The 25,545-nt window shown below is 45.1% G+C and carries 20 protein-coding genes; 11 read left to right on the forward strand and 9 right to left on the reverse strand.

Annotation, left to right across the window (positions count from 1 at the left end):
• Positions 1-16: 16 nt before the first annotated feature.
• Genes DI53_RS11380 through DI53_RS11410 form a run of 7 tightly spaced genes read right to left on the reverse strand, consistent with a single transcriptional unit; the run spans position 17 to position 7,642 of the window.
• Positions 17-1,486: an NADH-quinone oxidoreductase subunit N gene (locus DI53_RS11380; protein WP_037499315.1), complete on the reverse strand. Its 1,470-nt coding sequence runs from the start codon at positions 1,484-1,486 to the stop codon at positions 17-19.
• Positions 1,487-1,503: 17 nt separating this feature from the next.
• The gene (locus DI53_RS11385; RefSeq protein WP_037499320.1) at positions 1,504-3,108 is read right to left on the reverse strand and encodes a complex I subunit 4 family protein; all 1,605 of its coding nucleotides are present in this window, start codon (positions 3,106-3,108) and stop codon (positions 1,504-1,506) included.
• Between the two features lie 2 nt (positions 3,109-3,110).
• Entirely contained in the window at positions 3,111-5,150 is a 2,040-nt protein-coding gene (locus DI53_RS11390) for an NADH-quinone oxidoreductase subunit 5 family protein (protein ID WP_052072351.1), read from the reverse strand.
• Between the two features lies 1 nt (position 5,151).
• Positions 5,152-5,457, reverse strand: a complete 306-nt coding sequence (gene nuoK / locus DI53_RS11395) for an NADH-quinone oxidoreductase subunit NuoK (RefSeq protein WP_037499323.1) — start codon at positions 5,455-5,457, stop codon at positions 5,152-5,154.
• A complete protein-coding gene (locus tag DI53_RS11400) occupies positions 5,454-6,002 on the reverse strand; it encodes an NADH-quinone oxidoreductase subunit J family protein (protein WP_037499326.1) in 549 nt (182 codons plus the stop codon). The genes nuoK and DI53_RS11400 overlap by 4 nt, the downstream gene beginning before the upstream one ends.
• Complete coding sequence (locus DI53_RS11405; protein WP_037499328.1) at positions 5,999-6,568, reverse strand: NuoI/complex I 23 kDa subunit family protein; 570 nt, start codon at positions 6,566-6,568, stop codon at positions 5,999-6,001. The genes DI53_RS11400 and DI53_RS11405 overlap by 4 nt, the downstream gene beginning before the upstream one ends.
• Positions 6,569-7,642: a complex I subunit 1/NuoH family protein gene (locus tag DI53_RS11410; RefSeq protein WP_037499396.1), complete on the reverse strand. Its 1,074-nt coding sequence runs from the start codon at positions 7,640-7,642 to the stop codon at positions 6,569-6,571.
• Positions 7,643-7,881: 239 nt separating this feature from the next.
• Between DI53_RS11410 and DI53_RS11415 the strand changes: the two genes are divergently transcribed.
• The gene (locus DI53_RS11415; protein WP_052072352.1) at positions 7,882-8,667 is read left to right on the forward strand and encodes an META domain-containing protein; all 786 of its coding nucleotides are present in this window, start codon (positions 7,882-7,884) and stop codon (positions 8,665-8,667) included.
• Positions 8,668-8,825: 158 nt separating this feature from the next.
• Here the strand turns inward: DI53_RS11415 and DI53_RS11420 are convergent, their stop codons facing one another.
• Positions 8,826-10,112 carry a citrate synthase gene (locus tag DI53_RS11420; protein ID WP_037499331.1) on the reverse strand — a complete coding sequence of 429 codons (1,287 nt, stop codon included), beginning with the start codon at positions 10,110-10,112 and terminating at the stop codon, positions 8,826-8,828.
• 320 nt (positions 10,113-10,432) lie between these two features.
• Between DI53_RS11420 and DI53_RS11425 the strand changes: the two genes are divergently transcribed.
• Positions 10,433-10,795: a BlaI/MecI/CopY family transcriptional regulator gene (locus DI53_RS11425; protein WP_037499334.1), complete on the forward strand. Its 363-nt coding sequence runs from the start codon at positions 10,433-10,435 to the stop codon at positions 10,793-10,795.
• A gap of 4 nt (positions 10,796-10,799) precedes the next feature.
• On the forward strand, positions 10,800-12,659 hold the full coding sequence (locus tag DI53_RS11430) for a M56 family metallopeptidase (RefSeq protein ID WP_037499337.1): 1,860 nt from the start codon (positions 10,800-10,802) through the stop codon (positions 12,657-12,659).
• A gap of 186 nt (positions 12,660-12,845) precedes the next feature.
• Here DI53_RS11430 and pth read toward each other — a convergent pair whose 3' ends face one another.
• Positions 12,846-13,409 carry an aminoacyl-tRNA hydrolase gene (pth, locus tag DI53_RS11435; RefSeq protein ID WP_037499402.1) on the reverse strand — a complete coding sequence of 188 codons (564 nt, stop codon included), beginning with the start codon at positions 13,407-13,409 and terminating at the stop codon, positions 12,846-12,848.
• Between the two features lie 107 nt (positions 13,410-13,516).
• Here pth and DI53_RS11440 point away from each other — a divergent pair, with 107 nt between their 5' ends.
• From DI53_RS11440 to DI53_RS11475, 8 genes are all read left to right on the forward strand, one after another.
• Positions 13,517-14,212 (forward strand): FadR/GntR family transcriptional regulator, encoded by a 696-nt coding sequence (locus DI53_RS11440; RefSeq protein ID WP_037499340.1) that lies wholly within the window; start codon positions 13,517-13,519, stop codon positions 14,210-14,212.
• Between the two features lie 236 nt (positions 14,213-14,448).
• Positions 14,449-17,679 (forward strand): SusC/RagA family TonB-linked outer membrane protein, encoded by a 3,231-nt coding sequence (locus tag DI53_RS11445; RefSeq protein WP_037499343.1) that lies wholly within the window; start codon positions 14,449-14,451, stop codon positions 17,677-17,679.
• A gap of 12 nt (positions 17,680-17,691) precedes the next feature.
• Positions 17,692-19,152, forward strand: coding sequence for a RagB/SusD family nutrient uptake outer membrane protein (locus tag DI53_RS11450; protein WP_037499347.1), 1,461 nt, complete (start codon positions 17,692-17,694; stop codon positions 19,150-19,152).
• Positions 19,153-19,169: 17 nt separating this feature from the next.
• Entirely contained in the window at positions 19,170-20,288 is a 1,119-nt protein-coding gene (locus tag DI53_RS11455) for a sialidase family protein (RefSeq protein WP_081939438.1), read from the forward strand.
• An 8-nt stretch (positions 20,289-20,296) separates the two neighbouring features.
• On the forward strand, positions 20,297-21,787 hold the full coding sequence (locus DI53_RS11460; RefSeq protein ID WP_081939439.1) for a LamG-like jellyroll fold domain-containing protein: 1,491 nt from the start codon (positions 20,297-20,299) through the stop codon (positions 21,785-21,787).
• A 15-nt stretch (positions 21,788-21,802) separates the two neighbouring features.
• A complete protein-coding gene (locus DI53_RS11465) occupies positions 21,803-23,488 on the forward strand; it encodes a sialidase family protein (protein ID WP_037499353.1) in 1,686 nt (561 codons plus the stop codon).
• A 43-nt stretch (positions 23,489-23,531) separates the two neighbouring features.
• Positions 23,532-24,446 (forward strand): dihydrodipicolinate synthase family protein, encoded by a 915-nt coding sequence (locus DI53_RS11470; RefSeq protein WP_037499356.1) that lies wholly within the window; start codon positions 23,532-23,534, stop codon positions 24,444-24,446.
• A 2-nt stretch (positions 24,447-24,448) separates the two neighbouring features.
• Positions 24,449-25,543, forward strand: coding sequence for a hypothetical protein (locus tag DI53_RS11475; RefSeq protein WP_037499359.1), 1,095 nt, complete (start codon positions 24,449-24,451; stop codon positions 25,541-25,543).
• The last annotated feature ends 2 nt before the right edge of the window (positions 25,544-25,545 follow it).

Consider the following 25,545-nt stretch of genomic DNA (forward strand, 5'->3'; position numbering starts at 1 on the left):
TAGCTTGCTGATTTTCTTAAGCAGTGATAAGATTCAGCAACAATCCCGGGAAAAGTCCTAACAGAATAACAAAAGCAGTCAGTAGATACCCGACCCACAACAGTATTTGCGATTTAGCAACGCCTATCTGCAGCGACTCCGTGTTTCTGAGAAATGCGTAAAAAGGGATTCGGAAATAGTAAAATAAAGAAATGACCGCCGTTAGTGCGCCCACGACAAGTAAGAGGAGTACAATGCCTTCATCTGCCATTTGATAGGTGTCAAAAACAGCGGAAAAGATCATCAGTTTTCCCATAAAGCCCATGGTTGGCGGTAGACCTATCAGCGAAACCGCTACGAGGGTGAAAGCAGTAAACAGGACAGGCATTTTTCGCCCCAATCCCGCGTATGATGAAAGTGCTGTAGATCCGGTGCGCTCTTCCAATGCATCGATAAAAATGAACGTAGCCAGATTCATCAATACATACGCTACGATGTAAAACAGCAGGTATTGGAAGGCATCCTGATAGGCAAACACAGCCATGAGTAAAAATCCGGTGTGCCCTATAGAGGAATAAGCCATTAAACGCTTGATATCTTTTTGTCGTAATGCCGCCAAGTTTCCAACCAACATGCTTGCTATGGAAACGAAAAGGAGGAATCCGGATGTTAAATCCGAAAAGTAGAAAGCGGTGGATGACCATACGGTATATAGTCGTGTAAACAAAATCAACGCACCAATTTTAGGGATTGTTGATAGGAATGCGGTGATAGCTGTTGGTGCACCCTCATACACGTCAGGGCTCCACACGTGGAATGGGACGAAGCTGAGTTTGAAACCGATGCCCACAAAGACGAAGAGCAACGCGATAGTAACGATAGGCTCGGGAGCCACCATCAGCCCCTGCAACTGCTGCGGCGATTGGAAATCCAGACTGCCCGTTAGTCCGTAGATCAACGATAAGCCATAGAGCATGATAGCAGCACATACCGATCCGAAAAGAGCATATTTCATCGCTGCTTCCGCTTGCTTTTTTTGCTTCGAAAAATAGCCAACCAGGACATATGAAGCGATAGAAACCATCTCGATCCCAATAAATGCCAGCATCCAATTGCTGCTATTGCACAACACGTTCATCCCCAGTATCGCTGCAAGTAGCACGCTGTATACGTCACCATTATTATCTTGCTTATGGCGTTGTTGAATAAACAAACCGATGATTGCAGCCGCAAACGCAATAATTAACCGAGCATAGGTACTTAGTTTGTCGACGATCCACATGCCTGAAAATCCGGTTGCTGAGGTAGTCAATTGTGCACATAAAAAGTAGATAGAAAGTACAATTGTACTAAGGTAAACCCCGGATGTGAAATTTTTTAAACGCTTCTCGACAAACAGGGCGCTGCATATCGATGCGATGAAACCGACAATAAGTAGCAATTCCGGCCTGAATAGCGGGAGGGATGCAATGATTTGATCGAGTATGTCGGTAATAGAAACGTTCACGGTATATGGTATTAAGCCTATAAGTAAGGTTTGATCGTGTTTAATAGTTGAAGTATGGATGCATTAAGATGGTGGAAGATTAACGAGGGTACGATACCTAATAGCAGTGCTAATGCCAGTGCAGGCAGCAAAACTATTTTCTCACGGGTGTCCAAATCAGTTAACGCAACACGCCATTTTTCGCCGCCCTGCAATCGCGTTTGTCCGAAGAACATCCGCTGCAAGGTCCAAAGGAAATAAGCGGCACTAAGCAATATACCTATAGAACCACCTACGGCCATCCAACGCGGAACACCTGTTAACATACTTTCTGCGTTGAATGCGCCAATGATAACAAAGGCCTCGCCGATGAAAGCCGAAAAACCAGGCAAACCAAGTGAGGCAAAAAACGCAATTGCGACATAGACCGTGTAGGTAGGCATAATCGTCGCCAAACCGCGGAAGTTGTAGATGTACCGATCGTGCACACGATCGTAAAGAACGCCTACTAAGAAAAATAAGGCCGCACTGAGAAAACCGTGTGAAATCATTTGGAACATCGCGCCCGATACGCCTTCGGCAGTAAGAGAGGCTATCCCGAGTAAAACAAATCCCATGTGCGATACGGATGAGTAAGCAATCATCCTTTTCAGGTCTTTTTGTGCCAGGGCGTTTAATGCGCCATATAAGATTGATATAACGCCAATTAGCGCCAACCACCAATTCGTATCAGCCGCTATGTCGGGGAAAATGCTATAGCATACGCGTATGATACCATAGCCACCTATCTTCAGCAAAATACCTGCAAGAATGATCGACACCGGCGTAGGCGCCTCGACGTGCGCATCGGGCAGCCAGGTATGTAACGGGACGATCGGCACTTTGATGGCAAAAGCAAAGAACAAAACGATAAAACCTATGAGTCGAGATGGCACCCCAAATACTTCATGATAGTTTCCAATGAAGCCAAAGAATGATCCATCAACGTAGTTGCCTGGATTCATCATGAGTATCATGTTGAAGGTATGCGCACCAGAAGCTGGATTTACAACCGAGAAATAAAGACCCACGATGACAAGAAGCATCAATACAGAGCCTAGTAACGTGTAAATGAAGAACTTCATTGCGGCGTATTCCCGGCGTGCACCGCCCCATATGCCGATAAGGAAGTAGAGGGGAAGCAACATCACTTCGTAGAATACATAGAAGAGAAAGAAATCCAAAGCAGCAAATATGCCCATAACAGCCATATTCAAAATCATCAACAAGGCAAAATATCCCTTTGTACTTTTTTCCACATGCCAAGACGCGCCAATGCTCATAAGCATGACCAAGGTGCTGAGTACTATCAAAGGTAGCGACACCCCGTCTATACCTACAAAATAGTCTATTTCCAGCTTTCCGATTCGCCCTAGATCAAGCCTTATCCAAGGTAGCTGTTCAACAAACTGATAGCCCTCGATAGTATTGATGCCGCTCAATGTAGGGTCAAACTGCTGATACATATAGATCGACAACGCTAATTGAAAAACCGTAAAGGTTAATGCGATATATTTATAGCTTCCTTTTAATGAGGTAGGCAATGCTAAAATCAAGAAGGCAGCGAACAGCGGTAAAAATATGAGAATGGATAGTGCGCCCATTTTTATTTAATAATCAAATAAAGAATTCCTAAAATAACAACTGTCAATGCAAACCCGAGATAGCCTTGCAACTGTCCATTTTGTACATGACGAGCCAAATGACCAATATAATAGGTCGTGTTTGCTGAAAAATTGACAATGCCGTCGACAATATTTTTATCGAACCAGTAAGCAACTACAGCAACTTGTTGCATTGTCCAAGTAACAAGTTTTGTTGCTCCATCAACCACATATCTGTCAAATGCATAAAGTGCAGCACTAAGGCGTTGCGTTCCCTTCACAAAAAGCACATCATTTACTTCGTTTAAATAGCCTTGACGATTTGAAAATCGAACCCATCTATTATTGGCATGCAATGGATATTTTTGTTTCACATACCACTGCCAACCTAGCACCCAAGCTAGGATAGCACCGATTGTCAAACCAACGGGGATAAAAAGATGCGCAGTATGTATTACTGGATAACTTAATACCACCTGAAATCCTTGGATTAGCCAGGTTTGCTGATAGGTAAGGGGCTGCAATCCGAATATGGGAAACAAGCTGCAGGCCGCTAAAAATAGCATAGGCCAGATCATCATGCCGGGCGCCTCATGGAGGCTATGTGCTGTTGATGTATGTTGCTTGAAAGAAAAAGATCCGAAGAATGTTTTAAAGATTAGCCTTCCGATATAAAATGCCGTCATCAAACTGACGACAATCAGCGTGACAGGAATGGCAAGGTAGAAATTGCCATGGAGTGAAGCCCATTCAAAAGCGCTGACAACAATGCTGTCTTTAGAAAGATAACCTGAAGTGAGCGGGAAGCCAGATAGAGCCAGCGCACCGATGACCATGCAAACAAAGGTTTTCGGCATATAATGACGAAGTCCCCCCATGTTGCGGAGATCTTGCGGGTCAAAATCCAGTCTTGCATGAGTTTTGAAATGACTCATTTCATGAATAACAGCGCCTGCGCAGAGGAATAGTAAGCATTTGAAGAAGGCATGTGTAGCGAGATGCAGCATCGCTGTATCCCAAGCGCCAATTCCGACGCCGACCATCATAAACCCAAGTTGAGATATCGTGGAAAAGGCAAGAATTTTTTTAATGTCGTACTGGCCCAATGCAAAAATTGCTGCGGAGAAAGCCGTGATCGTCCCCACGATCGCAATTACCAAGAGTACGGTCTCATTGAAAAGTGGGAACACTGTGCATAACAGAAAAACGCCTGCTGCAACCATGGTGGCCGCGTGTATTAACGACGATACAGATGTTGGTCCTTCCATCGCATCCGGTAGCCATACGTGCAAAGGAAATTGGGCAGACTTAGCCATGGCGCCTAGAAAGAATGCTAGGCCAGCAAAGGTGAGCCAAGCGCTATCTTTGTTAATCTCTTGAAGTGTAATATTTGCTGTTGTATCGTTTAAAAACCAGCCAGACTTGCCGAAAAGCTCCACTAGATCCAGTGTGCCTACCTGTGCGTACACCAGCGCAATACCGATCAAAAAGCCAAGATCCCCAATCCTATTAATTAAAAACGCTTTCTTGTTGGCTTGCACAGCGGCATCTCGCGTGAACCAAAACCCAATTAATAGGTAGGATGCAAATCCTACAAGTTCCCAGAAAATATAAAGTTGTAACAGGTTTATAGAGACTGTGAGCCCCAGCATGGCAAAGCAGAATAGACTAAGGTACATCCAGTAGCGGTGCAGTCCATCGTCGCCTTTCATGTAGGCACGCGAGTAGAAGTGTACAGGCAAGGCGATAATACAGACGAGCAATTGCATGGATACCGTTAGCTTATTGAGCAATATCCCTACGCTGAAGGATTTGGTTCCAATCGTAAACCAAGTGATCCGCTGTGTAGCATTCTCGCCATTCCAAACAACGAAAAACACACAGATGGCACTTAGTATGGTGCTTAAGATAATGGCGATCAACCCGATGTTTCCGCTAATCGAACGCCGACCGAAAGCAGCCTGTATTAGGAAAGCCACGAAAGGAAGCAATACGACGAGCAAGCTAGCGGTAATGGGTGATATGTTCAGTAGTTCAAGCACGTTAATCTTTCAATTCGTTTATGTTTGCCGGATTAATAGTCTTGTAGTATTTATAGACGTTCAGTATAATGGCCAAACCGACGGCCACCGCCGCCGCCGCAAGTACAATAGCAAAAAGCGCGAAAACCTGCCCTCCATAGTTTACCTTGTCATAGCGTGAAAAAGCCACAAAGTTTAGTATAGACGCATTGATCATCAGCTCGATCCCGACGAGGATCATGATGGCGTTCCGTTTTGCAAGCACAGCATATAGACCAATGCAAAAAATGACCGCGCTGACCACTAAAAAGTGCGTGATTGTAATCATGTATGTTGCTCCTTTCTTGATAAGTGCGCAGCACCTATAAGAGCCATCATTAGAAAAATCGAGATAATCTCAAATGGCAATACATATTGTGTCATAAATCGAAAGCCTAGGGCTTGTATATTGTTGTCTGAGGGCGAAATAACCGTTCCTGCCATTTGTGCAGATTCAATCCATTCCGGCATGGTTTGAGACCAGGATATCACACTATACAGCATGACGGATAAAAATGCTCCTGAAATAATTAACGCTTGCCAGCGCGGAATTGTAATAAAGCGATGCGATACGCTTTGCAGGTCATGCAAAAGCTCTTTATTGGAAAGCATAAAAGCAAAAATAAGTAAGATAAGCACTCCACCTACATACACCAGTATTTGTGTGATCGCAATAAAATCAGCCAATGCAAAAAGATAAAGCCCGGCCATGGCAAAAAGTACGATAAACAAGAGAAACAAAGCGCGAGCCGTATTGCGGATGTTGACGAGTAATAGCGCCGAACCAATGGCCATAGCAGCGAAAGCATAAAAAAGTAGTAAGTCTATCGTCATGGTTTTTTCTTTGCCGCCTCCTTTTCAGCTTGAAACTTAGTCCATTCCTCTTTGCGTTGCTGGACTTCATGATCAGACATCTCGGAAAATCCATAGATTAAATCCGCAAGCTGCTGGGTGCTTCGGTCGTATTGATTCGTCATCGTGATGCATTCCGTAGGGCATACCACCGTGCAGAGACCACAATACATGCATTTTGCCATATCGATATCAAACTTTGCCGGATATAAACGCTTGACACTGCCGTCTGATGTTTTTCCTATCACTTCAGGAGATTTGATAGCTTGAATATCTATACAGTCTACCGGGCAGGCTTTGGCACAAAGGTCGCAGACAATACAATCATCGATTTCCACATCCAGTTGGTAGCGTGCTACCTCAGGGATCGGCATCTTCTGCTTAGGATATTGTACAGTAGTTACACCATTTTGCTGGGTGAAGTAGTCCTCATCGCGAATGTCAAGAGAAGCGCGTGATTTTCTAGCGCCAAAGAGATGCCGAACCGTTAAAAATAATCCTTTAACAGCCGTTAAAAAGCCCTGTATAGTCGTTTTTATTACCAAAATCTACAACATTACCATGATTCTCCATAACCCCGAAATCGCCAAACAAACAAAAGCGAGTGGAATAAGCACTTTCCAGCACAACGTCATTAACTGGTCGGCTCGAAAGCGGGGCAGCGTCCATCGAATCCACATTTGAATTCCTACAATAGTAAATGACTTGAGGATAGTCCACGTTATTCCCCAGCCCAAGCCCGTCGTCCAATCTGCAAGGCGTAAGCTTCCTATGTTGGGTAGGGGTGTGTTCCATGCACCCAAAAATAATACAACACCTAATATAGCCACGAGGAACATCATGGCATACTCTGCTAAAAATAAAAATGCAAACTTGATACCACCATATTCCGTGTGAAACCCACCAATAAGTTCGGATTCAGCTTCCGGAATATCGAACGGCGCCCTATTGCATTCTGCTAATGAGGCAATGAAGAAAATGACATAGACGACCAATAGGTGTGGCGCCTGAAAGATATGCCAGGCAAATATGCCGCCGATATGTGTCACGTCCCAAAACCCCATAAAATAAATATTCTCTGGTGAATTGATTCCCTGGAGGTAAGCGATATCATTAAGGTTCAAGGTTTGGGTGATCATAACGGCCGCTATAAGCGATAACCCAACGGGTATTTCGTAGGAAACCATTTGCGCAATAGCCCGTACAGAACCTAATAGAGCATATTTATTGTTAGATCCCCAGCCCGCCATCAAAATGCCGATAGCGTCTATGGAAACCACCGCCATAATGAAAAAGAGTCCAGTGTGCGTATTTGCGGGGATGAAGTCTGGCGCCCATGGAATAACACTAAAGCCAACGAATACAGCTCCGAAGATGACGACAGGCGCTATACTAAACAATATTTTATCTGCCGCTGACGGCGTAATAAATTCTTTCTGTAGCAGTTTTAAAATGTCAGCAATGGTCTGGACTAAACCATACTTACCAGTTTCCATAGGGCCAAGCCTGTCTTGCACGAACCCAGCTATCTTGCGCTCTGCGTATACAGCAAACAACGTGAAGGCAGCAATAAATGTAAATATTGCTATCGGAACTACGATATGGACAATCAGGTCGGCCAATTTGACTTTTTTAGAATAATTCTTAATTGGATGCAAACATACATAAAATGCTTGCAAAAGCTCGTAAAAATAGCTAAAATATAGTAAACAAGTAGATAATCTCCAGGCGGTATGACATAAAAATGATCTCTCTTTTGTGACGTATTCACTACATTTTTAAATGCTGTGAACAGATGTCGCACATCGCACAAACCTTTCGTTTGTTTCCTTGTATTATAATTGATAAAGAATAAAATTTTATGAGATTTTTAAATGTATTTTTATTGGTGGCTCTTGCTGCCTTAGCTGGCGCATGTGCGGCCCGTAAAACCTCGGATTCATCGGCTGCGCCATCTTCTTTGCAGGGTATACGCTGGAAGTTGGTAGAATTGGATGGTAAATCTGTGCCAGAGACAGTAAATGGCAAGATGCCATATCTCGAATTATCTATGGAGGAAAACAGGTATTCGGCAACGGGTGGCTGCAATGGTATCGGCGGGGAATATAAACTAAGTAAAAACAATGGTATTAAGTTTACGCGCGGTATGTCTACTATGATGGCTTGCGAAAATATGGATGTTGAAAAAGGATTAGGAGGTGTATTTGAACAGGCAGACCGTTATCAGCAAGACGAGAATGGACTAACCTTGAATAAAGGAACTAAGGTATTAGCTAGATTTATTAAGGTAGATAGCCCAGCAGCGCAATCAGATGATTTAAGTGGTGATTGGGAACTCGACTACTTATTTGAACCCGGAATTTCTTTTGATTCGTTGTATGCAAATAGAAAACCAACAATTAGTTTTGATGTTGCGGAGAAAAAGGTGGCCGGAAACAGCAGTTGTAATAATTTCTTTGGCACTTTCGAAACGCAAGCAAACAAGCTAAAGTTTGGGCCGTTGGGATCTACCAAAATGGCTTGCCAGGGAAATGGCGAAAAGGTGTTTTTTGGTACGTTGGATAAGGTGGCTACTTACTCCGTAAGGGATAATAGGTTGATTATGATAATGGGCGATATCGTTGTCATGCGATGGAAGCGAAAATAGTCGAGTAGTATCTAATCGTAAAATGCGTTTTTGCGAGGAAGCATGACGAAGCAATCTGTACTTAAATAAAACATGAGATTGCTTCGTCGTCGTTCCTCCTTCTCGCGAGGACGTTTATGCCCTGGTTTTGTGAAGGTAATACTAGTTGTTATCGAAAATTAACGCTTCTCTATATCGATATACTCGCGGGTAGTCTCGCCTGTATAAACCTGACGTGGGCGGCCGATAGGCTCTTTGTTATCACGCATTTCTTTCCATTGCGCAATCCATCCCGGCAAGCGTCCAAGAGCGAATAATACGGTAAACATATCTGATTCAAAACCTAGCGCACGATAGATAATACCGGAATAAAAATCTACGTTAGGGTATAGTTTTCTATCAATGAAGTACTGATCGTTTAAAGCAGCCTCTTCCAAGCGTTTTGCGATATCCAAAACAGGGTCATTCACACCTAATTTTTCTAAAATATCGTCACATGCTTTTTTAATAATTTTAGCACGAGGATCGAAGTTTTTGTAAACGCGGTGCCCGAATCCCATCAAACGGAAAGGATCATTCTTATCTTTTGCTTTTGCTAAGTATTTTTCTGCATCTCCACCATCATTTTTAATAGCTTCAAGCATCTCAATTACGGCTTGGTTTGCACCGCCGTGTAATGGACCCCACAGGGCGTTAATACCCGCAGATATTGAAGCATATAAATTTGCGTTTGAAGAGCCTACAATACGTACGGTTGAGGTCGAACAGTTTTGTTCGTGGTCAGCGTGTAAGATAAGTAATTTGTGCATCGCGCTGATGACAACAGGATCAAAGGTTGTTTCCCCTGTTACCTCGGCAAAGATCATATTCAAGAAATTCTCTATATATCCTAAATTGTTTTTAGGATAAACCACCGGTTGGCCTAATGATTTCTTCTGAATCCATGAAACGATCGTTGGCATTTTAGCCAGTAAGTTGATGATGGTTTTGTTTTCTTCCTCGTCTGTAGGATTTGGGTTTAACGATTCCGGATAAAATGCAGATAAGGCACCTACCAAGCAGGATAACTGCCCCATAGGATGTGATTTGGAAGGAAATCCAGTGAAGAAGTTTTTCATATCTTCGTGGATTAACATCTGCTTTCTTATGTCTGTTCGGAATTTCTCCAATACATCTTTGCTCGGTAGTTCGCCGTAAATCAGTAGATAAGCAACCTCGATGAATGTTGATTTTTCAGCTAATTGTTCGATAGGATACCCACGGTAGCGTAAAACCCCTTCTTCTCCATCCAAAAAAGTAATAGCGCTTTTTGTAGCGCCTGTGTTCTTGAACCCTGGATCTAGGGTGATGTATCCCGACTGATCTCTAAGTTTCGAGATATCAACTGCTTTTTCGTTTTCAGTACCAATAATAACTGGCAGCTCGTAGGTTGAACCGTCTAAATTTATTGTTGCTTTATCCGACATATTTAATAATCTAGTTTCTACAAATATATAAACATCGCGGATATATCCGAATATGCGTTCGAATTTAAATGACACAAGTGCGTCATTTTAGACTATTTTATTCAAAAATGTATGGTCTTTAGCAAGGATTAGGAGGAGGCGCTCCCTATGCCTGTTCCCGCATTGTTCGCTGCCTGCTGCTGATAGCATTTTACCCGTTTTATTAGGATAGATACAAAGATATACTATCCATGGCTGCCAGTCCTAACAACTGAAAAAGATAAAAAAAAGTTGTTTCTTACGATTTTTTCGTAATATTGTGAAAGGTTAGTACACTGATTATGGAAAAATTAACGATACAGGAAGAGGAAGCGATGCTTTCAATTTGGCAATTGAATGGTGGCTTTGTCAAAGAGATCCTAGATAATCTGAAAGCAGAGAAACCTCCTTATACGACTTTGGCTTCGACCATCAAGAATTTGGAGAAAAAAGCTTATGTAAAAGCGGTGAAATATGCGAATGCGAAACGCTACGAACCACTAATTTCAGAGGCTGAATATAAAGCCAAGTTTATGAATAACTTCGTAGGCGACTACTTTAAAAATTCATATAAGGAAATGGTTTCTTTTTTCGTGAAGGAGGAGAAGCTATCGTCGTCGGAGTTGGAGGAGATCATGAATATGATCAAGAATAGCAAATCTTAAGTCTATGGAATCTATGCTTGCTTACATCGTTCAGGTGAACATCCTATTAGCCATACTCTATGGCGGATATATGCTGTTGCTAAAAAACCTAACGTTTTATCAATTAAACAGAGCGTACTTCCTATGCGGTGCCTTTTTTGCCTTCGCTTATCCATTTTTTGATATCAGGTCACTTTTCCAGCAGCATATTGAACCAGTTGGCGAACTCATAGCTTTTTTGCCTGATTTTTATATCGAGGAAAAGGAAGCAGTATATACCTTGGAAAACTTATTTTACGTCATTATTAGTTTGGGTATTACAATGCTAGTTTTTAAATTTTTATTGCAGTTAGGAAGTTTGTTACGCATACACGTTCATTCGGTTGATGCTACGTGGAAGCAATACCTTTATCGGAATGTTTTATTTCCCGTTGCTCCGTTTTCTTTTCTGAATAAAATTTACATAAATAGACAACAGCATGCAGATTTGGAACTTCATGATATTTTCGAGCATGAAACTATCCACGTGCGCGGCCTACACTCGGTAGATATTATCTTGTTTGAAATCGTGCTTATGCTGTGTTGGTACAATCCCTTGGTTTGGCTCATGCGCAAAACGGTGCGTCAGAATTTGGAATTTCTGACAGATCAGCAGGTGCTGAACAAAGGTATTGATCGACAAACTTACCAATACTCTTTATTGCATGTATCGAAGCAAGGTGCTTCGGTTGGTATCAGCAATCAGTTCAATTTTAAGCTGTTAAAAAAGCGTATTAGCATGATGAATAAAAAAAGGTCGTCCAAGCTCGAGCTGAGCAAGTATGCCTTCCTCTTGCCAATTCTTATTTTCGCGGCAGGAGCATTTACTGTGTCTAAAGCGGATGATCACATTATCGAAGTGGTCAATATCGTGAAGGAGACCGATATGAGCGAGTTGCGACAGGTATTAAAAGTTCATGAACACGCGCAGCCTATTGATACTTTAGAAGTGGCTGCCGAAAAAAAACCAGACACGCAGAGGTTGAACAAGACGCCTGCAGTGAAAGAAGGCCACCCTGACGAAGTCAAAAGCGTTAATGGCTTAGGCGTTTTTACCAAATTAGCCAGCGATACGAAAAGTAATGTTGCCATTCGTAGATCTGGAGATCTCGATAAAAGTCCACTTATTGTCGTCGATGGCGTGAAGCAAGGAATGGATTACGATATCAATACCCTAGATAAAAATGATATTGCGGCTATTGAAGTGTTGAAAGACGCCTCGGCATTCGCAAAATTTGGTTTGGAAGGCAAAAATGGTGTTATTAATGTTTATACGAAAAAATCAGGTATGCACGTTAAGGCTGGGCTCGTCGATACAGCTAAAACCGGAAAAATACAGACTATCGTTGTTCGAGGACGCGCAAAAAACATCGATGTAGATACTGACCATAAAGATCAAAGCCGTGGGAATGATACCGCAAGTACGACTCGAGCCATCATCATCCGTGGGAATAAATCCGGCGGTGGACTTGTAGAAGCGCTCACTGTTCAGGGGAAGAAAGCGTCGGGAAAGACGCCACTGTATATCTTGGATGGCGTGGAAAAGTCTAATCAGAGCTTGGAGGACATAGATCCCAAGGATATAGAAAGTATTAGCGTATTGAAAGATGCCTCCGCGACTTCCTTATACGGTGAGAAGGGAAGCGACGGTGCCCTTCTTATTACTACAAAAGCACGATCAAAAAAGCAGTTGGATGAGTATACCGATGATGATGTGTTTTTTATAGACGGGAAAGCGGTCTCGAAGAATGAATTTCATGCAGTGCCCAAGGCGAATGTTAAAACATTGGTCACAAAAGGCCAAAAAGGTGCTGCAGGAAGACGTTTAGAAGTTATAACAAAATAGTAGAAATCGTCCGCTGTAAGCCGTGCCCTCGATTAATAATCGAGTGTGGTGAGCCATGGCGAGCAAATGCGCGCTGCAGAGCGGACAATAGTATGTGATTTATGGCCAACGCCGCTTAAAGAACGTTGTTTAGTTAATATAGTGAAATGAATACCGTCGATGTCCCACATCGCACGGTATTCGTGTTTACTTTGTATTCAGGTTGGTCATCGTCAACCCAATTCCGATATTTACGAAGCTTTGTATCATTTTTACAGCGTGATCGATAAGCGCAGGCAGATCTTTCTGCTCATCCTTATCAAATGGCCCCAAAACGTAGTCTACTTGACGTCCCTTAGGATAATTGTCACCGATACCGAAGCGCAAGCGCGGATAGTTCTGCCCGCCGCAGGTTGCCTCAATAGAACGTAGGCCGTTGTGGCCGGCAGCAGAGCCTTTGGGTTTTACGCGAATAGAGCCGAAAGGAATTGCTAAATCATCCACCACCACAAGGACATTCTCAATGGGCACCTTCAGTTCCTGCATCCAGTAGTTCACAGCTTTACCACTTAAATTCATAAACGTAGTAGGCTTGATCATATACACATTTCTGCCGCGCTGTTTAAACTCCGTATAATAGGCTAGTTTTAATAGCGACCAAGTCGTGCCGGCCTGTTTTGCGGCTTCTTCCACCACCATAAAGCCGATATTATGGCGCGTATCTTCATACTCTTTGCCAATGTTGCCCAGACCAACAATTAAATAGTTCATAGCAGCAAAAATAGAAAATAGATGTTGCTTATTCATCTTCATATCAATTCTACTAAAAAATTTTTCAGCCCATTTTTATGTGCTACATTTGAACAAATTTCTTCAAGATGTCAAATTTGATACAAGGTATAGAGAAAATAACAACCAGCACGATGGCTGATGTTGTGGAGAAGCGTTTGCGTGAATATTTTAAGAAAAATGCATTTAGGCCGGGAGATCCCATTCCGAAAGAAATGGAGCTAGCGGAAGCGTTGCAGGTTAGTCGTAATGTGGTTCGCGAAGCATTAAGCCGTCTGAAGATGCTCGGGATGATTGAATCCAAAAAGAAACGTGGCATGATCTTGTCTGAGCCTGATATTTTTGGTGGCTTTGAGCGCGTGCTCGACCCTTTGATCTTGGAACAGCAAACCCTGAAAGACCTTTTTGAATTGCGCCTCGTGTTAGAATTGGGACTTGCCGATCTGATCTTCCTGCGAAAGACTGATAAGGATATTCAAGATTTGGAAAAGATCGTAAGTAAGAGTACCAATATCAACAAAACCTCTTTTAAAGTAAAAAATGAGATTGCTTTTCACGGGAAGTTGTATGAGATGACGGGTAACCATACTATTATGCGCTTTCAGACACTGTTGATGCCCATATTTGAATATGTAGTGGCCGAAGAGGAGAAGCAAGGCGCAGCGTACTCCATAAGTCGGATAACACACATCGATTTATTGGAAATTTTGAAAAACGGATCCGCAGGCCAGTTTAAGGAAGCGATGCGTGCACACCTCAGTCCGCATTTTGAACGCCTGATATAGGCATCACGCCTAAGGTATGTACAGCCTGTAGAACGACCGATCTGTTGACCAAATTTTATTTTCCTTTCTTCTCTTCCGCCAAATCCCTATCGGTTTGAGTTTTCCTTGTTTATGCTAAGTACATAATTTTCTTATAAAAAATTAACATAAATATTTGTTATTCTTCTTTTTGTATTTTTATATTTGTCATTATGTTCTACATAATAAAACGTTAATCAAGTAAGAAAACCAAAGAGATGAATGATCTAGTTTTGAAAAAAATCCTATTTACGCTTTTGCTGGTCTTATGCATCACAACGCTTTTTGGACAGCAGGTCGAGCTCCGGGGAGAAGTGCGCGACAATGATGGGGCGGCATTGGAAGGTGTTACCGTTTCCACGCTAAAAACCTCTACCACCACGTTGCTGAATGGTTCCTTTGTATTGCGTGGACTGCAGGTGGGCGAACAATTGCGTTTCACGGCGGTAGGCTACAGAGAATTTACCGCTGCGGTACCCGCAGATGGCGTTTTGCAAGTAGTCTTAACCAAGGCCCAGAATGATTTGGATGAGGTTGTCGTTATCGGTTACGGTGAGCAAAGCCGATCTACGGTAACCACGTCAGTGAATAAAATTGATGTGAAGGAATTTGCGAATGCTCCGGGGCAAAACCCACTTCTGCAACTACAGGGGAAAGTTGCGGGCGTGTCGCTGCAGATATCCAATGGGCAGCCAGGCGCTAATCTACAGATTTTTATCCGTGGTGGAAGTTCCACCTCGCCGGAGAGCGATGCTCCATTAATGATTGTGGATGGGGTAGTGGGTGCCATGCGTAATATCTCGGATCTCAATCCAGACGATATTGAGTCAATGCAAGTGTTGAAAGATGCTGCATCGACCGCCATATACGGCGCGCGCGCAGCCAACGGCGTAATCATTGTCAAAACGAAATCGGGAAAGCAGGGTAAGCCTGTAATCAACCTCAAGATTACACCTGCGTTGGAGCAGATCGGCAAGCGCTATGATTTTGCTACGGCAAGGGATTACATTTATATCAGTAGACTCAATACACAGAAATTTAACACGAACAATCCGGAGCTTTTCCTCTCCAGCGGAGCCTACGGCATGTCTACGGGGAATGCGCGAAATAGTCGTAACACATTGGCCTTTCTGGATACCTATTTACAGGACTATGGACAAGATTATGTGGCTGATCTGATTGAAAAACAAGGTTGGCAAACCATGGTCGACCCGGTCACGCAGCAACAGTTGATTTTTAAAGAAACGGATTACCAGGCGATGACCTTCCAGAACGCCAATGCCATACAGTATGATTTGAATATTAGCGGTGGTGGCGATGTGGGCAGTTATTACCTAGGTTTAGGGCACAACGATCAAGATGGAACCGTGGTGGGCACCAACTATAAAAATTATAGTGCCCTATTTAACGGGGAATATAATGTGCACGAAAAAGTGAAGATCCGTTCCAATTTTTCTTACCAAATGCGAAAATCCAATGCCCCCTGGAATTATCAGAATGTATTATCGCGATCGATAACCATGCCATCCACCTATCGCGACTACTACGAAGACGGGAGCCCCGCCCCAGGTGAGGGGCCAGCAAATTTTCGAAGCAGACATTACGAGGTCTTTTACAAGGAAAAATATAATGATGTTAGCGTGTATCGCACCACGATAGGTTTGGGCCTTGACTATACTATTATTCCCGGACTGAAATTTTCACCGGCCATCTACTACAATACGACCGAAGGCATAGAAAATTATTTCGAAGCCTCCAATGAAACCAATCGCAACCGCAATGCGCGTGCTGTACATGAGCAGTTTCGCAAAATTCAAGCGGATGCCCTTCTATCTTACGATAAGCGCTTCGTTGATCGTCATCATGTCAACGTATTGCTGGGTTCCAGTTATATCAACGACTATAGCTACCATATGAGCGGTAGTGGCTATAATGCGCCGACCGATTATATTCCGACGCTGAATGCTACCGCACCGGAAACTCAGCGCATTACGACGACTAAGGGAACAGATGCCATTATGAGTTATTTTGGGCGTACGGATTACGATTATAAAGCGAAGTATATGCTTTCAGCGAGCTTTCGGGTTGATGGTTCATCTCGCTTTGCAGCCAACAACCGTTGGGGCTTTTTCCCAGGCTTCTCTGCAGGATGGAACGTACACCGCGAGGATTTTTGGCAGCCCGTAAGCAATGTTGTAAACGCTTTAAAAGTGCGGAGCAGCTGGGGACAAACGGGGAATAACAACTTGTCTGTAGCTGATGCACAAGGGCAATATACCGCTGGCCTGCCCTACAACGGCGCGGTAGGCATTGGAAACTCTGTGTTGGCCAATCGTAACCTCGTATGGGAAACCACAACCTCTTTTGATGCGGGTTTAGATCTTGGTTTTCTAACCAACCGCTTGCAGGTTACGGCCGAATACTACGATAAGGTCACTAGCGATCGCCTATTTATGAAGCCCTTGTGGAGTTCCACAGGTTTTGCATCTATTCGAAGCAACTTCGGCTCAATTCGAAATAGAGGTTTCGACTTGCAATTATCTGGCGATCCTGTGAAAACGGATAATATAGGCTGGAACGTGGCCTTCACGTTTTCTTTCAATCGGGGTACGGTAATCGAGATGCCCGAAAACCAAGAAGCTAAAAATCGCAGCGGAGGCAACTTTGTGTGGGACTCGGCGCAGCAAGATTATGTTAAAGTGGGTGGCCTAGCCGAAGGAGAGCGGTTTGGCGTGCGCTATGCGTATCAAATGATCGGTGTGTACAGCACCGATACTGATGCCCTTCAAGCGGAGGAAGATGTAGAAGCCAACGGACGCCAGAAAGTTGGGGGTGACGCGATCTGGTTCGATAGAGATGGGAATAGCATCATTGATTATAGGGATATGGCCTTTATGGGCTATATACGGCCTGACCGGCAAGGTGGTATGGTCAATACCTTTCGGTATAAATCGCTCACGGCACGCTTCGTCGTTGACTATGCTATCGGCCACGTGATTGATAACTCATGGAAAGCGCGCGTCATGGGGAGTGCCCGCAACAACAACATGATCATCAACGAGGTGCTGGGAGATCGCGTATGGAATGAGCAGGGGGATATCGCGGAAATTCCACGTTATACGGTACAGAGTGATGCGGATTACAACTTTCGCAACCACTTGCGGAATGCTAATGGGATAGGGGGGACATCCGGTTACAGCAGCAACAACTCCTTGTATTATTCGAGAGGCGACTTTTTAGCATTTCGAGAGGTATCGCTTTCCTATCAGTTCCGTGGCGATTGGCTCAAACGCGTGCATTTGAAAGGCCTGAGCGTCACAGCGGCAGCGTTTAATCTAGGCTATTGGACATCCTATGACGGCCTTTCACCCGAGATCTACAGCGGCAATGACGAGGGCGAATATCCAAGACCTCGGCAGTTTAATTTATCGATATCAACTACTTTTTAAATCAATTGGATTATGCGCTTAAGAAATATTTTCATTTTGGTCTTATCCCTATGCAGCTTTTCCAGTTGTGAAAGCTTGCTGGATGTCGAGCAGGAATCTGCCATCATAGGTAATGGTTTCTGGAATACCCCTGATGATGTAAATGCCTATTTGACGGGTATCTACAACCAGTTTAGGGGCGGAAATGGCACAGGCGCTGGCGGCGTGATGAATACCACACTTTGGTTGGAAGATCGCGGCGATGCCTTTGAACAAGGTCTTGAATCTGGCGTTACCACAGCTTGGCAGCAAAACCTCAACAATGCCAATGCGCCAAATTGGCTCAGCCTATACGACGTAATTCAGCAGTGCAATCTTTTGCTGAAGTACGCTCCAGGTATTTCCTATTCGAACGAAGCGGATCGGAATCGAGCCATGGCCGAAACCCTATTCATTCGGTCCTATGTTTATTTTATCCTCATCAGGGCCTACGGAGATGTGCCTTTGGAACTGATCCCTACCGAAAGTGATGATAAGGCGCCGCTACCTAGGCTTGCTGCCGCCGCCGTAGTCGAGCGACTATCTGCCGACATTGAACAGGCTTTGCAATGGTTTCCTGAAGATAATATTGCCGATAAATCGCGTGTTTCCAAACCTGCCATTTATGCGTTGAAAGCCGATTTGTTATTGTGGTCGGTAAAAGTGCTGGGCGCCAACGTTTCCACACTTAACGAGGCATCGACGGCTATTGATTTGGCCTTAGCACCTGTTTCGCCCCTGGCTACCTTTTCAGAAATATTCGCGACCAATAACAAATCGAATAGCGAAATCCTGTTTTCGTTGCACTTCCAGCGCGACGAGAAATCAGACCATTATAGTAGCCGAATGAAACCCCGCAATATTTTTGTACAGAACGCGACCAATGCATCCGCTATTGCTTTTGCGCTCAATGGGGCCCGTAGTGTTTACGCGCCAAGTCAAAAAATCATTGCTCGTTTTGCTGAATTTCCCCAGGACCAAAGGCGTGCGGCATCGATTATCTCTGCCGTAAACCAAACTGGCAGCAGCATTGGGGTGTTCGATAATAAGTTTCGCGGCACGAGCTATGATGATGATCGGCATTACGAAAATGATATTATCCTCTACCGCTGGGGCGGCCTAAAGTTGATGCAAGCCGAGATCTTAGCTGCCTTGGGACAGCTGGAAGCGAGCATTGCCGCGCTTAATGCAGTGCGGCAACGTGCAGGGGTTGACCTTGTGGTTTCGTCTAGTTCCAAGCAAGAAGTTGAGTTGGCCATATTTCATGAATCTTTCAAAGAAACTTATTTCGAATTGAAGCGCTGGCCCGATTTGTTACGGTTTCATTTTGCGGGGACCATCGATATCTATCAAGAGGTTCCTAATCTGCAAGGTAAATCCTTACCACTTTTCTTGCCTATTCCGCAAGCGCAGATTGACTTGAATCCATTATTGATCCAAACCGAAGGCTACTAACGTTAATTATCCAAACCATGACAACACAAAAAATATATAGCAGCACATATTTTCTCGTCGTGATCTTATCCATGATCCTTTTGTTCGGTTGCGGCGGTCAACTTGGCGAACCTGTACCCGACGACTATTTTGATCGCAAACGCGATGAGTTGGTAGCACCATATATTTATCAAAAAGGTTACAAGGGTTATGCCTGTTTTCGTATTCCGGCCTTAGTTCGCTCGCCCAACGGCAGCCTGCTTGCTTTTGCCGAAGCTCGAAAAGATGATTGTGCTGACGATGGGAACATTGATCTCGTGCTGCGACGTTCGGAAGACAACGGCCTAACATGGAGTGATATGGAGGTGATCTGGGATGCGGGGGAACATACGGCAGGAAATCCGGCACCCGTAGTCGATAAAACGACAGGCGAAATACACCTGCTGATGTGCCGCAATAACGACCAGGTGTATGTTAGCCGATCGAAAGACGAAGGGAGGACTTGGTCGACACCTAGCGATATCACAGCGGCGGTCAAAAAACAAGGTTGGACCTGGTATGCCACAGGGCCTGTACATGGTATACAAATTGAAAAAGGTCCACATGCAGGGCGTTTGGTTATCCCATGCGATCATACGGGAAATGCACATACGATTTACTCCGATGATCATGGTGAAACCTGGAAGTTGGGTGGTGTAGCAACACATCCAGTCTATAAACCCAATGAATGTACCGTAGCCGAGCTTTCCAATGGCGACCTTTTACTAAATATGCGCGCGCCAAATAGCGATAAGCGACGTCTGCTGTCTACCAGCAAAGATGGCGGTTTGTCGTGGAGTAATCCAGAAGTACACCAAACCTTGATCGACCCGGTATGTCAGGGCAGCATGTTGACCTTTACCGATACGGACGGGAAGCCTATCCTCTTGTTTGCCAATGCGGCCCATGAAACCCGCCGCCGGAATATGACATTGCGGCTTAGTGGCGACGATGGAAAAACCTATCCCAAGGAAATGCTGATCTATGGAGAGTTTGCTGCTTATTCGGATATGGCGTTGATCGATAACAATACGCTAGCCATGCTTTACGAAAGAGGGGCATCCGATGCCAACGAAGGTATTGCCTTTGAACGGATCGACCTTAAAAATTTAAAATAACCTGAAAGATGATGAAAAAAATAATTGTTATCCTGTTCGCCTTGTTTGCATTGATCTCCTGCCAGAAGGAAGATGCGAATATAGCGCCGCTAAAGGCAGACTTTACCGTCGACAAAACAGAGATTGCTGCGGGAGACACGGTCGTGTTTTCGGATATATCACAGGGGATGCCCTCTCGTTTACATTGGTTGTTTGAAGGGGCATCTGTAGATACCTCCATTCTTTCAAGTCCACAAGTTATCTATGAATTGCCGGGCACTTACAGGGTGAGTCTGCGCATTTCGCGCGCAGGGCAAAGCGACGAGTTGCTGCGAGAAAACTATATTACGGTTGGCTATGGTCCTTTACAAGCTGATTTTAGCACGGTAAACACTGTAGTATATATCAATGAGGAAATTCCTTTCAGTGATTTGACCAAAGGTGTAGCTACTGGGTGGAGCTGGCGTTTTAAAAGTGAAACCACCGAGGTCGAGTCCACTGATCAAAACCCCAATGTTACCTTTCATACAGCAGGAGTTTATACCGTTAGCCTAACGAGTAGTAACCCTGAATATAGCTCTACTTCGGAAAAAGTAAACTACTTTACGGTTTTAGATCCGCTGGATCTAGTTGCGGATTTCGCAGTGCAGCATGCTACCGTACCAACAGGTCGATCTGTGCAGTTCACAGATGCATCCATTGGCCTTGCTGAGGCTTGGCAATGGGAGTTTGAAGGCGCTTCGGTAGCGACCTCTGACGAGAAAAATCCAAGTGTAAGCTATGCTCAGCCAGGCAAGTATCGCGTGAAGCTTACCGTGTCAAACCCGTTTACCAGCAAAGTAATCGAGAAGGAAACTGCAATTACCGTGCTGCAAGCCGAAAATTTGGCCTTGCTTGTTCCTTTTGATCAGGGCCTAGCCGATGTTTCTGCAAATAATTTACCGATCGATGTCCAAGGATCCGCGCCTACGTTCACAAGCGGAAACAGGTTCGGCGTCATTGGTCATACTGCAAGCTTTGGCGGAGCCGGTGGCTTAGTAATACCCGATCATGCCGCTCTCAATTTCGGTAGTGGAAATTTTTCCGTTTCCCTGTGGGTGAAAACATCGAGCAGTAACCGGATGATGTTGTGGCAGGAAAGCGGAAGAAATGGAGCCGGCGATAACCAAACATGGCTGCGCTTAGGTGATAATACCAGCGATCGAAAAATACGTTTCGCCGCCGAAGATGCAACGGGAGGTTTTATCCTGAATTCGGAACGGTCGGTGGCCAATGGCGCTTGGCAGCATGTGGTTTGCGTGCGCGAGGGTACGCGTTCTTTGCTCTATGTGAACGGTGTCTTAGCGCGTGAGGGTACAACAAATTCCGTTAAGGTAGTCTCCAATGCAGGACAATTTAAGATTGCCCTCCAAGAGAGTGCCACCGGCTTTAACAACTATTTTACAGGCGAGCTGGACGACTTGGCGGTATACCGCAAAGCCTTGTCAGCCGCCGAAGTACGTGCGCTTTTTGAACTTTAATAAATATACATCGCTATGAATCCCATAACACTTATTCTTAATGGTATCTTGCTCTTTTGTTTGCTCCTACCTTACACGGGGCATACCCAATCGTCTGTTCCTACGGTAAGTGCAACGCAGCTCCGTGTACCGGTGCTTATTGGTAAGGAAACCGTCGTTTCAAAAATTAAAGTCGATAAGGCTCAGGGTGCACGCTTACAGGAAGTGTGTCTTGAAGTGGATCCGTTACTGTTAAAGACAGAAGGGTTGCATATCAAGGTCTATTATGCTAGTTCAGATAAAGATTTTAAGGAAGTCGTGCAATCTAATTGGATACGCTTTGCCGATACATTTACAGCAAATAAAGGAAGGGCAATATTGAAAGGCAATTTACCTTTAGCGGATAAGAATGCCTATCTCTATGTCACCTGTACGTTGCCCAGTCGTTGGCCCCTACAAGATAGTTTCACGTTACGGAGCGCGGAAATACGGATAGACGGCAAACGTTTGCCCATTGAGGGCAAACAAGACAAGCTTTTTTTTCCTGGTGTTGCCGTGCGTAGCCATATGCAAGATAGCGTGCACACTTCTCGTATCCCGGGCTTGGCATGTTCCAATGATGGTACTTTACTTGCTATTTTCGATGCGCGCTATGAGAGTGCCCGGGACTTGCAAGGGCATATCGATATAGGATTGCACCGCAGTACCGATGGCGGACAAACGTGGCAGCCGATGCAGATCGCCATGGATATGGGGACTTGGGGTGGCTTGCCGCAGAAATACAATGGCGTCTCGGATGCGGGTATCTTGGTTGACAGGAAATCTGGTGCTATTTACATTGCGGCTACCTGGATGCATGGACTCTTGGACGATAACGGGCAATGGATGAACAACCTCTCGGATACGAGTAACGCCTGGAACCACCAGTGGCGCAAAAAAGGATCGCAACCGGGCTACGACGTTAAGCAGTCATCGCAATTTATGCTGGTGAAAAGTATCGACGATGGTGTAACCTGGAGTGAACCGGTGAATATTACCGCTATGGGTAAGCCTGCCGATTTTTGGTTGTGGGCTCCCGCTCCCGGTAATGGGATTACCCTAAAAGATGGAACGTTGGTCTTTCCCACGCAGGGGCGAGATCATACCGGCAAACCCTTTTCTAATATTGCCTATAGCAAAGATGGCGGTGAAACATGGCATGCCTCCAAAGCAGCAATAGACACCGAAGGAGGAACTACCGAATGTGCGGTAGTGGAGCTTCCTGATGGACGCCTGATGTTGAATATGCGCGCGAACAAGAATAAGGGCAATCTGAAAGCCGATAATGGTCGTGCGGTGAGTACCACCGTCAACCTTGGCGCTTCGTGGACCGAACATCCAAGTTCATTCAACGCCCTGCCAGAGCCCACATGTATGGCCAGCTTGTTTCGACATGATGTCCATACGGATGACGACCAAACCTTGTTGTTGTTTTTTAATCCCGACGATAAGGAGAAACGCAGAAACTTGACCTTGAAAGTAAGCGTGGATGACGGGCAAAGCTGGCCTCGATACTTACAATTGCTTTTGGATGAAGGCAGTAGTAGGGGGTATTCTTGCATAACTTCCGTAGACAAGGATCACATTGGCATCCTTTACGAGAGTAGCCAAGCCAACATGGTTTTTCAAAAAATTCCTGTGCGCCAACTTTTGAAAGGGCAGTACAGAACGGTAGGTAAGTAATAACAGCACATACATAAATACAATTCTATATATTAAAAATTGAATGGAAAAAATTAACGGATTGATTGCGGCAAACTTCGCACCTTACAATACGGATGGTTCCGTAAACTATGCCTTGATACCCGCTATCGTCGAGGAAATGCTACAGCAGGGGGTAAAAGGTGTTTTTATATGTGGCACTAATGGCGAGGGGCCTAGTCTATCGACTGAGGAGCGCATGCAATTGGCAGAAGCTTATGTCAACATCGTGAACAAGCGTTTGTTGGTCTTTGTGCATGTGGGGCATAGCTCCATTACCGAGGCTAAACGACTTGCCGCCCATGCAGCGGAAATCGGAGCCGACTATATATCGGCCGTTTCGGCATTTTATTTCAAACCCAGCTCCGTAGATAATCTGGTAAGCTGCATGGCCGCGATTGCCTCCGCCGCGCCAAAAACCCCTTTCTTTTACTACCACATCCCTACCGTAACCGGTATCAGTATTGATCTGTTGGCATTTTTGGAATTGGCGGAACAGGCTATTCCCAGCTTTGCCGGTATAAAGTATACGGCTTCTACGATCCACGAATATCAGGCATGCCTGCATTATAAAGATGGGAAATATGACATCCTATTTGGCTTTGACGAGCTCCTGTTGCCGGCCTTGGCGGTAGGTGCGAAAGGTGCTATCGGTAGTACGTACAACTACGCTGGAAGATTGTACAATCAAGTGATAGCTTTATTTGAGGCAGGTAAGCTTGCCGAAGCAGAGCTGTTGCATTTTGAAGCGGTTAAGATGATACGGCTGCTCGTCAAATATGGGCCTATTCCCACACAGCGTTCGATTATGAAAAAAATTGGGCTCGATCTTGGGATACCCCGTCTGCCTTTACGGTCTCTTTCGGCCGAGGTTGAACAAGCACTTTATGCGGATCTAACTGCCTCAGGTTTTATTGCATTAACTAAGGACGAGCAATAACGATGAGGAAACATCTGTTTTTACTGATCTATTTAACAAGCACTATGGTAGGGCTACAAAGCTGTAATACACAATATGCTCCAGGCAACTGGAGTTGGGAGGAACTGCCTGCTGTGCCCGATGATATTGGGTTTGCCGGCGCTTTTGCTGGCACTGTTGATGGAGGCCTAGTGGTGGCGGGTGGTGCAAATTTTCCGGATGGAAAATTGCCGGCAGCGGGCGGCGTCAAACAGTGGACAGATCGGGTATTTCGTTGGGAGGAACAAAAACAGCGTTGGACAGTGTTGGGCCGCTTGCCTATGGCTTTGGGCTATGGGGCCTCTGCGTCCTTTGACGGCAAGCTCTATATCGCAGGAGGGAGCCATGGGGGCGGGCATACGGACAAGGTCTATTGTCTTCGTTTTTCAAATACGGGTGTAACGTCGGAAGAGCTTCCCCAGCTTCCGCAGACTTTGGCCAATACGGGCAGTGTGCTTGTTGGCGCTGTGTGGTATGTGCTGGGAGGGATCGGGACGGCCGATGCGCAGTACGCCAGTAACGGTTGCTATGCCCTAGACTTGCTGCAGCCAAACAAAGGTTGGCAGGTTTGTCCGCCAGTGCCCGGTAAAGGGCGCATGTTGGCCGTGGTGGGCACTGATGGCGAAGCACTGTACGTGTTTTCTGGCGTTGCACTCGTTGCCGGACAGCGTGAATATCTGCGTGATGCTTACCGTTACAGTAGCGTAGACGGCTGGCAGCCGCTTCCTGATTTGAAGAGTGCGGTTGCCGCGGCACCCAGTCCGGCTTATTATGGTCAAGGGCGCTTTTATATCTTCGGTGGTGATGATGGCGCGCTGGTTAACATGTCCTCTGGACGAGATCATCCGGGTTTTTCGAAGTTGATCCGTGTGTTCGATCCTACGGTATCGCGTTGGTCGGTAGCCGGTGAGATGACGCTTTCTACACAAGGTGCAACGCCGCATAGCAGCGGAAAGTTGGAAGCACCCGTAACGACTACTGGCGTGCTATCGGCAACAGGTGTGACGTTGGTCATGGGCGAGGTACGTCCTGGCATTCGTACTACACGGGTTTTAAAAGGGAGTATGGCTAAAGATTGAAC

The sequence above is a fragment of the Sphingobacterium deserti genome (genome assembly GCF_000757725.1).
GTDB lineage: Bacteria > Bacteroidota > Bacteroidia > Sphingobacteriales > Sphingobacteriaceae > Sphingobacterium > Sphingobacterium deserti.

Excerpts from the sequence above, each read along its gene's own strand:
- DI53_RS11385 (WP_037499320.1), bottom strand. The coding sequence starts at position 3,108 with ATGGGCGCACTATCCATTCTCATATTTTTACCGCTGTTCGCTGCCTTC.
- nuoK (WP_037499323.1), bottom strand. The coding sequence starts at position 5,457 with ATGATTACAATCACGCACTTTTTAGTGGTCAGCGCGGTCATTTTTTGC.
- DI53_RS11400 (WP_037499326.1), bottom strand. The coding sequence starts at position 6,002 with ATGACGATAGACTTACTACTTTTTTATGCTTTCGCTGCTATGGCCATT.
- DI53_RS11415 (WP_052072352.1), top strand. The coding sequence starts at position 7,882 with ATGAGATTTTTAAATGTATTTTTATTGGTGGCTCTTGCTGCCTTAGCT.
- DI53_RS11420 (WP_037499331.1), bottom strand. The coding sequence starts at position 10,112 with ATGTCGGATAAAGCAACAATAAATTTAGACGGTTCAACCTACGAGCTG.
- DI53_RS11425 (WP_037499334.1), top strand. The coding sequence starts at position 10,433 with ATGGAAAAATTAACGATACAGGAAGAGGAAGCGATGCTTTCAATTTGG.
- DI53_RS11430 (WP_037499337.1), top strand. The coding sequence starts at position 10,800 with ATGGAATCTATGCTTGCTTACATCGTTCAGGTGAACATCCTATTAGCC.
- pth (WP_037499402.1), bottom strand. The coding sequence starts at position 13,409 with ATGAACTATTTAATTGTTGGTCTGGGCAACATTGGCAAAGAGTATGAA.
- DI53_RS11440 (WP_037499340.1), top strand. The coding sequence starts at position 13,517 with ATGTCAAATTTGATACAAGGTATAGAGAAAATAACAACCAGCACGATG.
- DI53_RS11445 (WP_037499343.1), top strand. The coding sequence starts at position 14,449 with ATGAATGATCTAGTTTTGAAAAAAATCCTATTTACGCTTTTGCTGGTC.
- DI53_RS11450 (WP_037499347.1), top strand. The coding sequence starts at position 17,692 with ATGCGCTTAAGAAATATTTTCATTTTGGTCTTATCCCTATGCAGCTTT.
- DI53_RS11455 (WP_081939438.1), top strand. The coding sequence starts at position 19,170 with ATGACAACACAAAAAATATATAGCAGCACATATTTTCTCGTCGTGATC.
- DI53_RS11460 (WP_081939439.1), top strand. The coding sequence starts at position 20,297 with ATGATGAAAAAAATAATTGTTATCCTGTTCGCCTTGTTTGCATTGATC.
- DI53_RS11465 (WP_037499353.1), top strand. The coding sequence starts at position 21,803 with ATGAATCCCATAACACTTATTCTTAATGGTATCTTGCTCTTTTGTTTG.
- DI53_RS11470 (WP_037499356.1), top strand. The coding sequence starts at position 23,532 with ATGGAAAAAATTAACGGATTGATTGCGGCAAACTTCGCACCTTACAAT.
- DI53_RS11475 (WP_037499359.1), top strand. The coding sequence starts at position 24,449 with ATGAGGAAACATCTGTTTTTACTGATCTATTTAACAAGCACTATGGTA.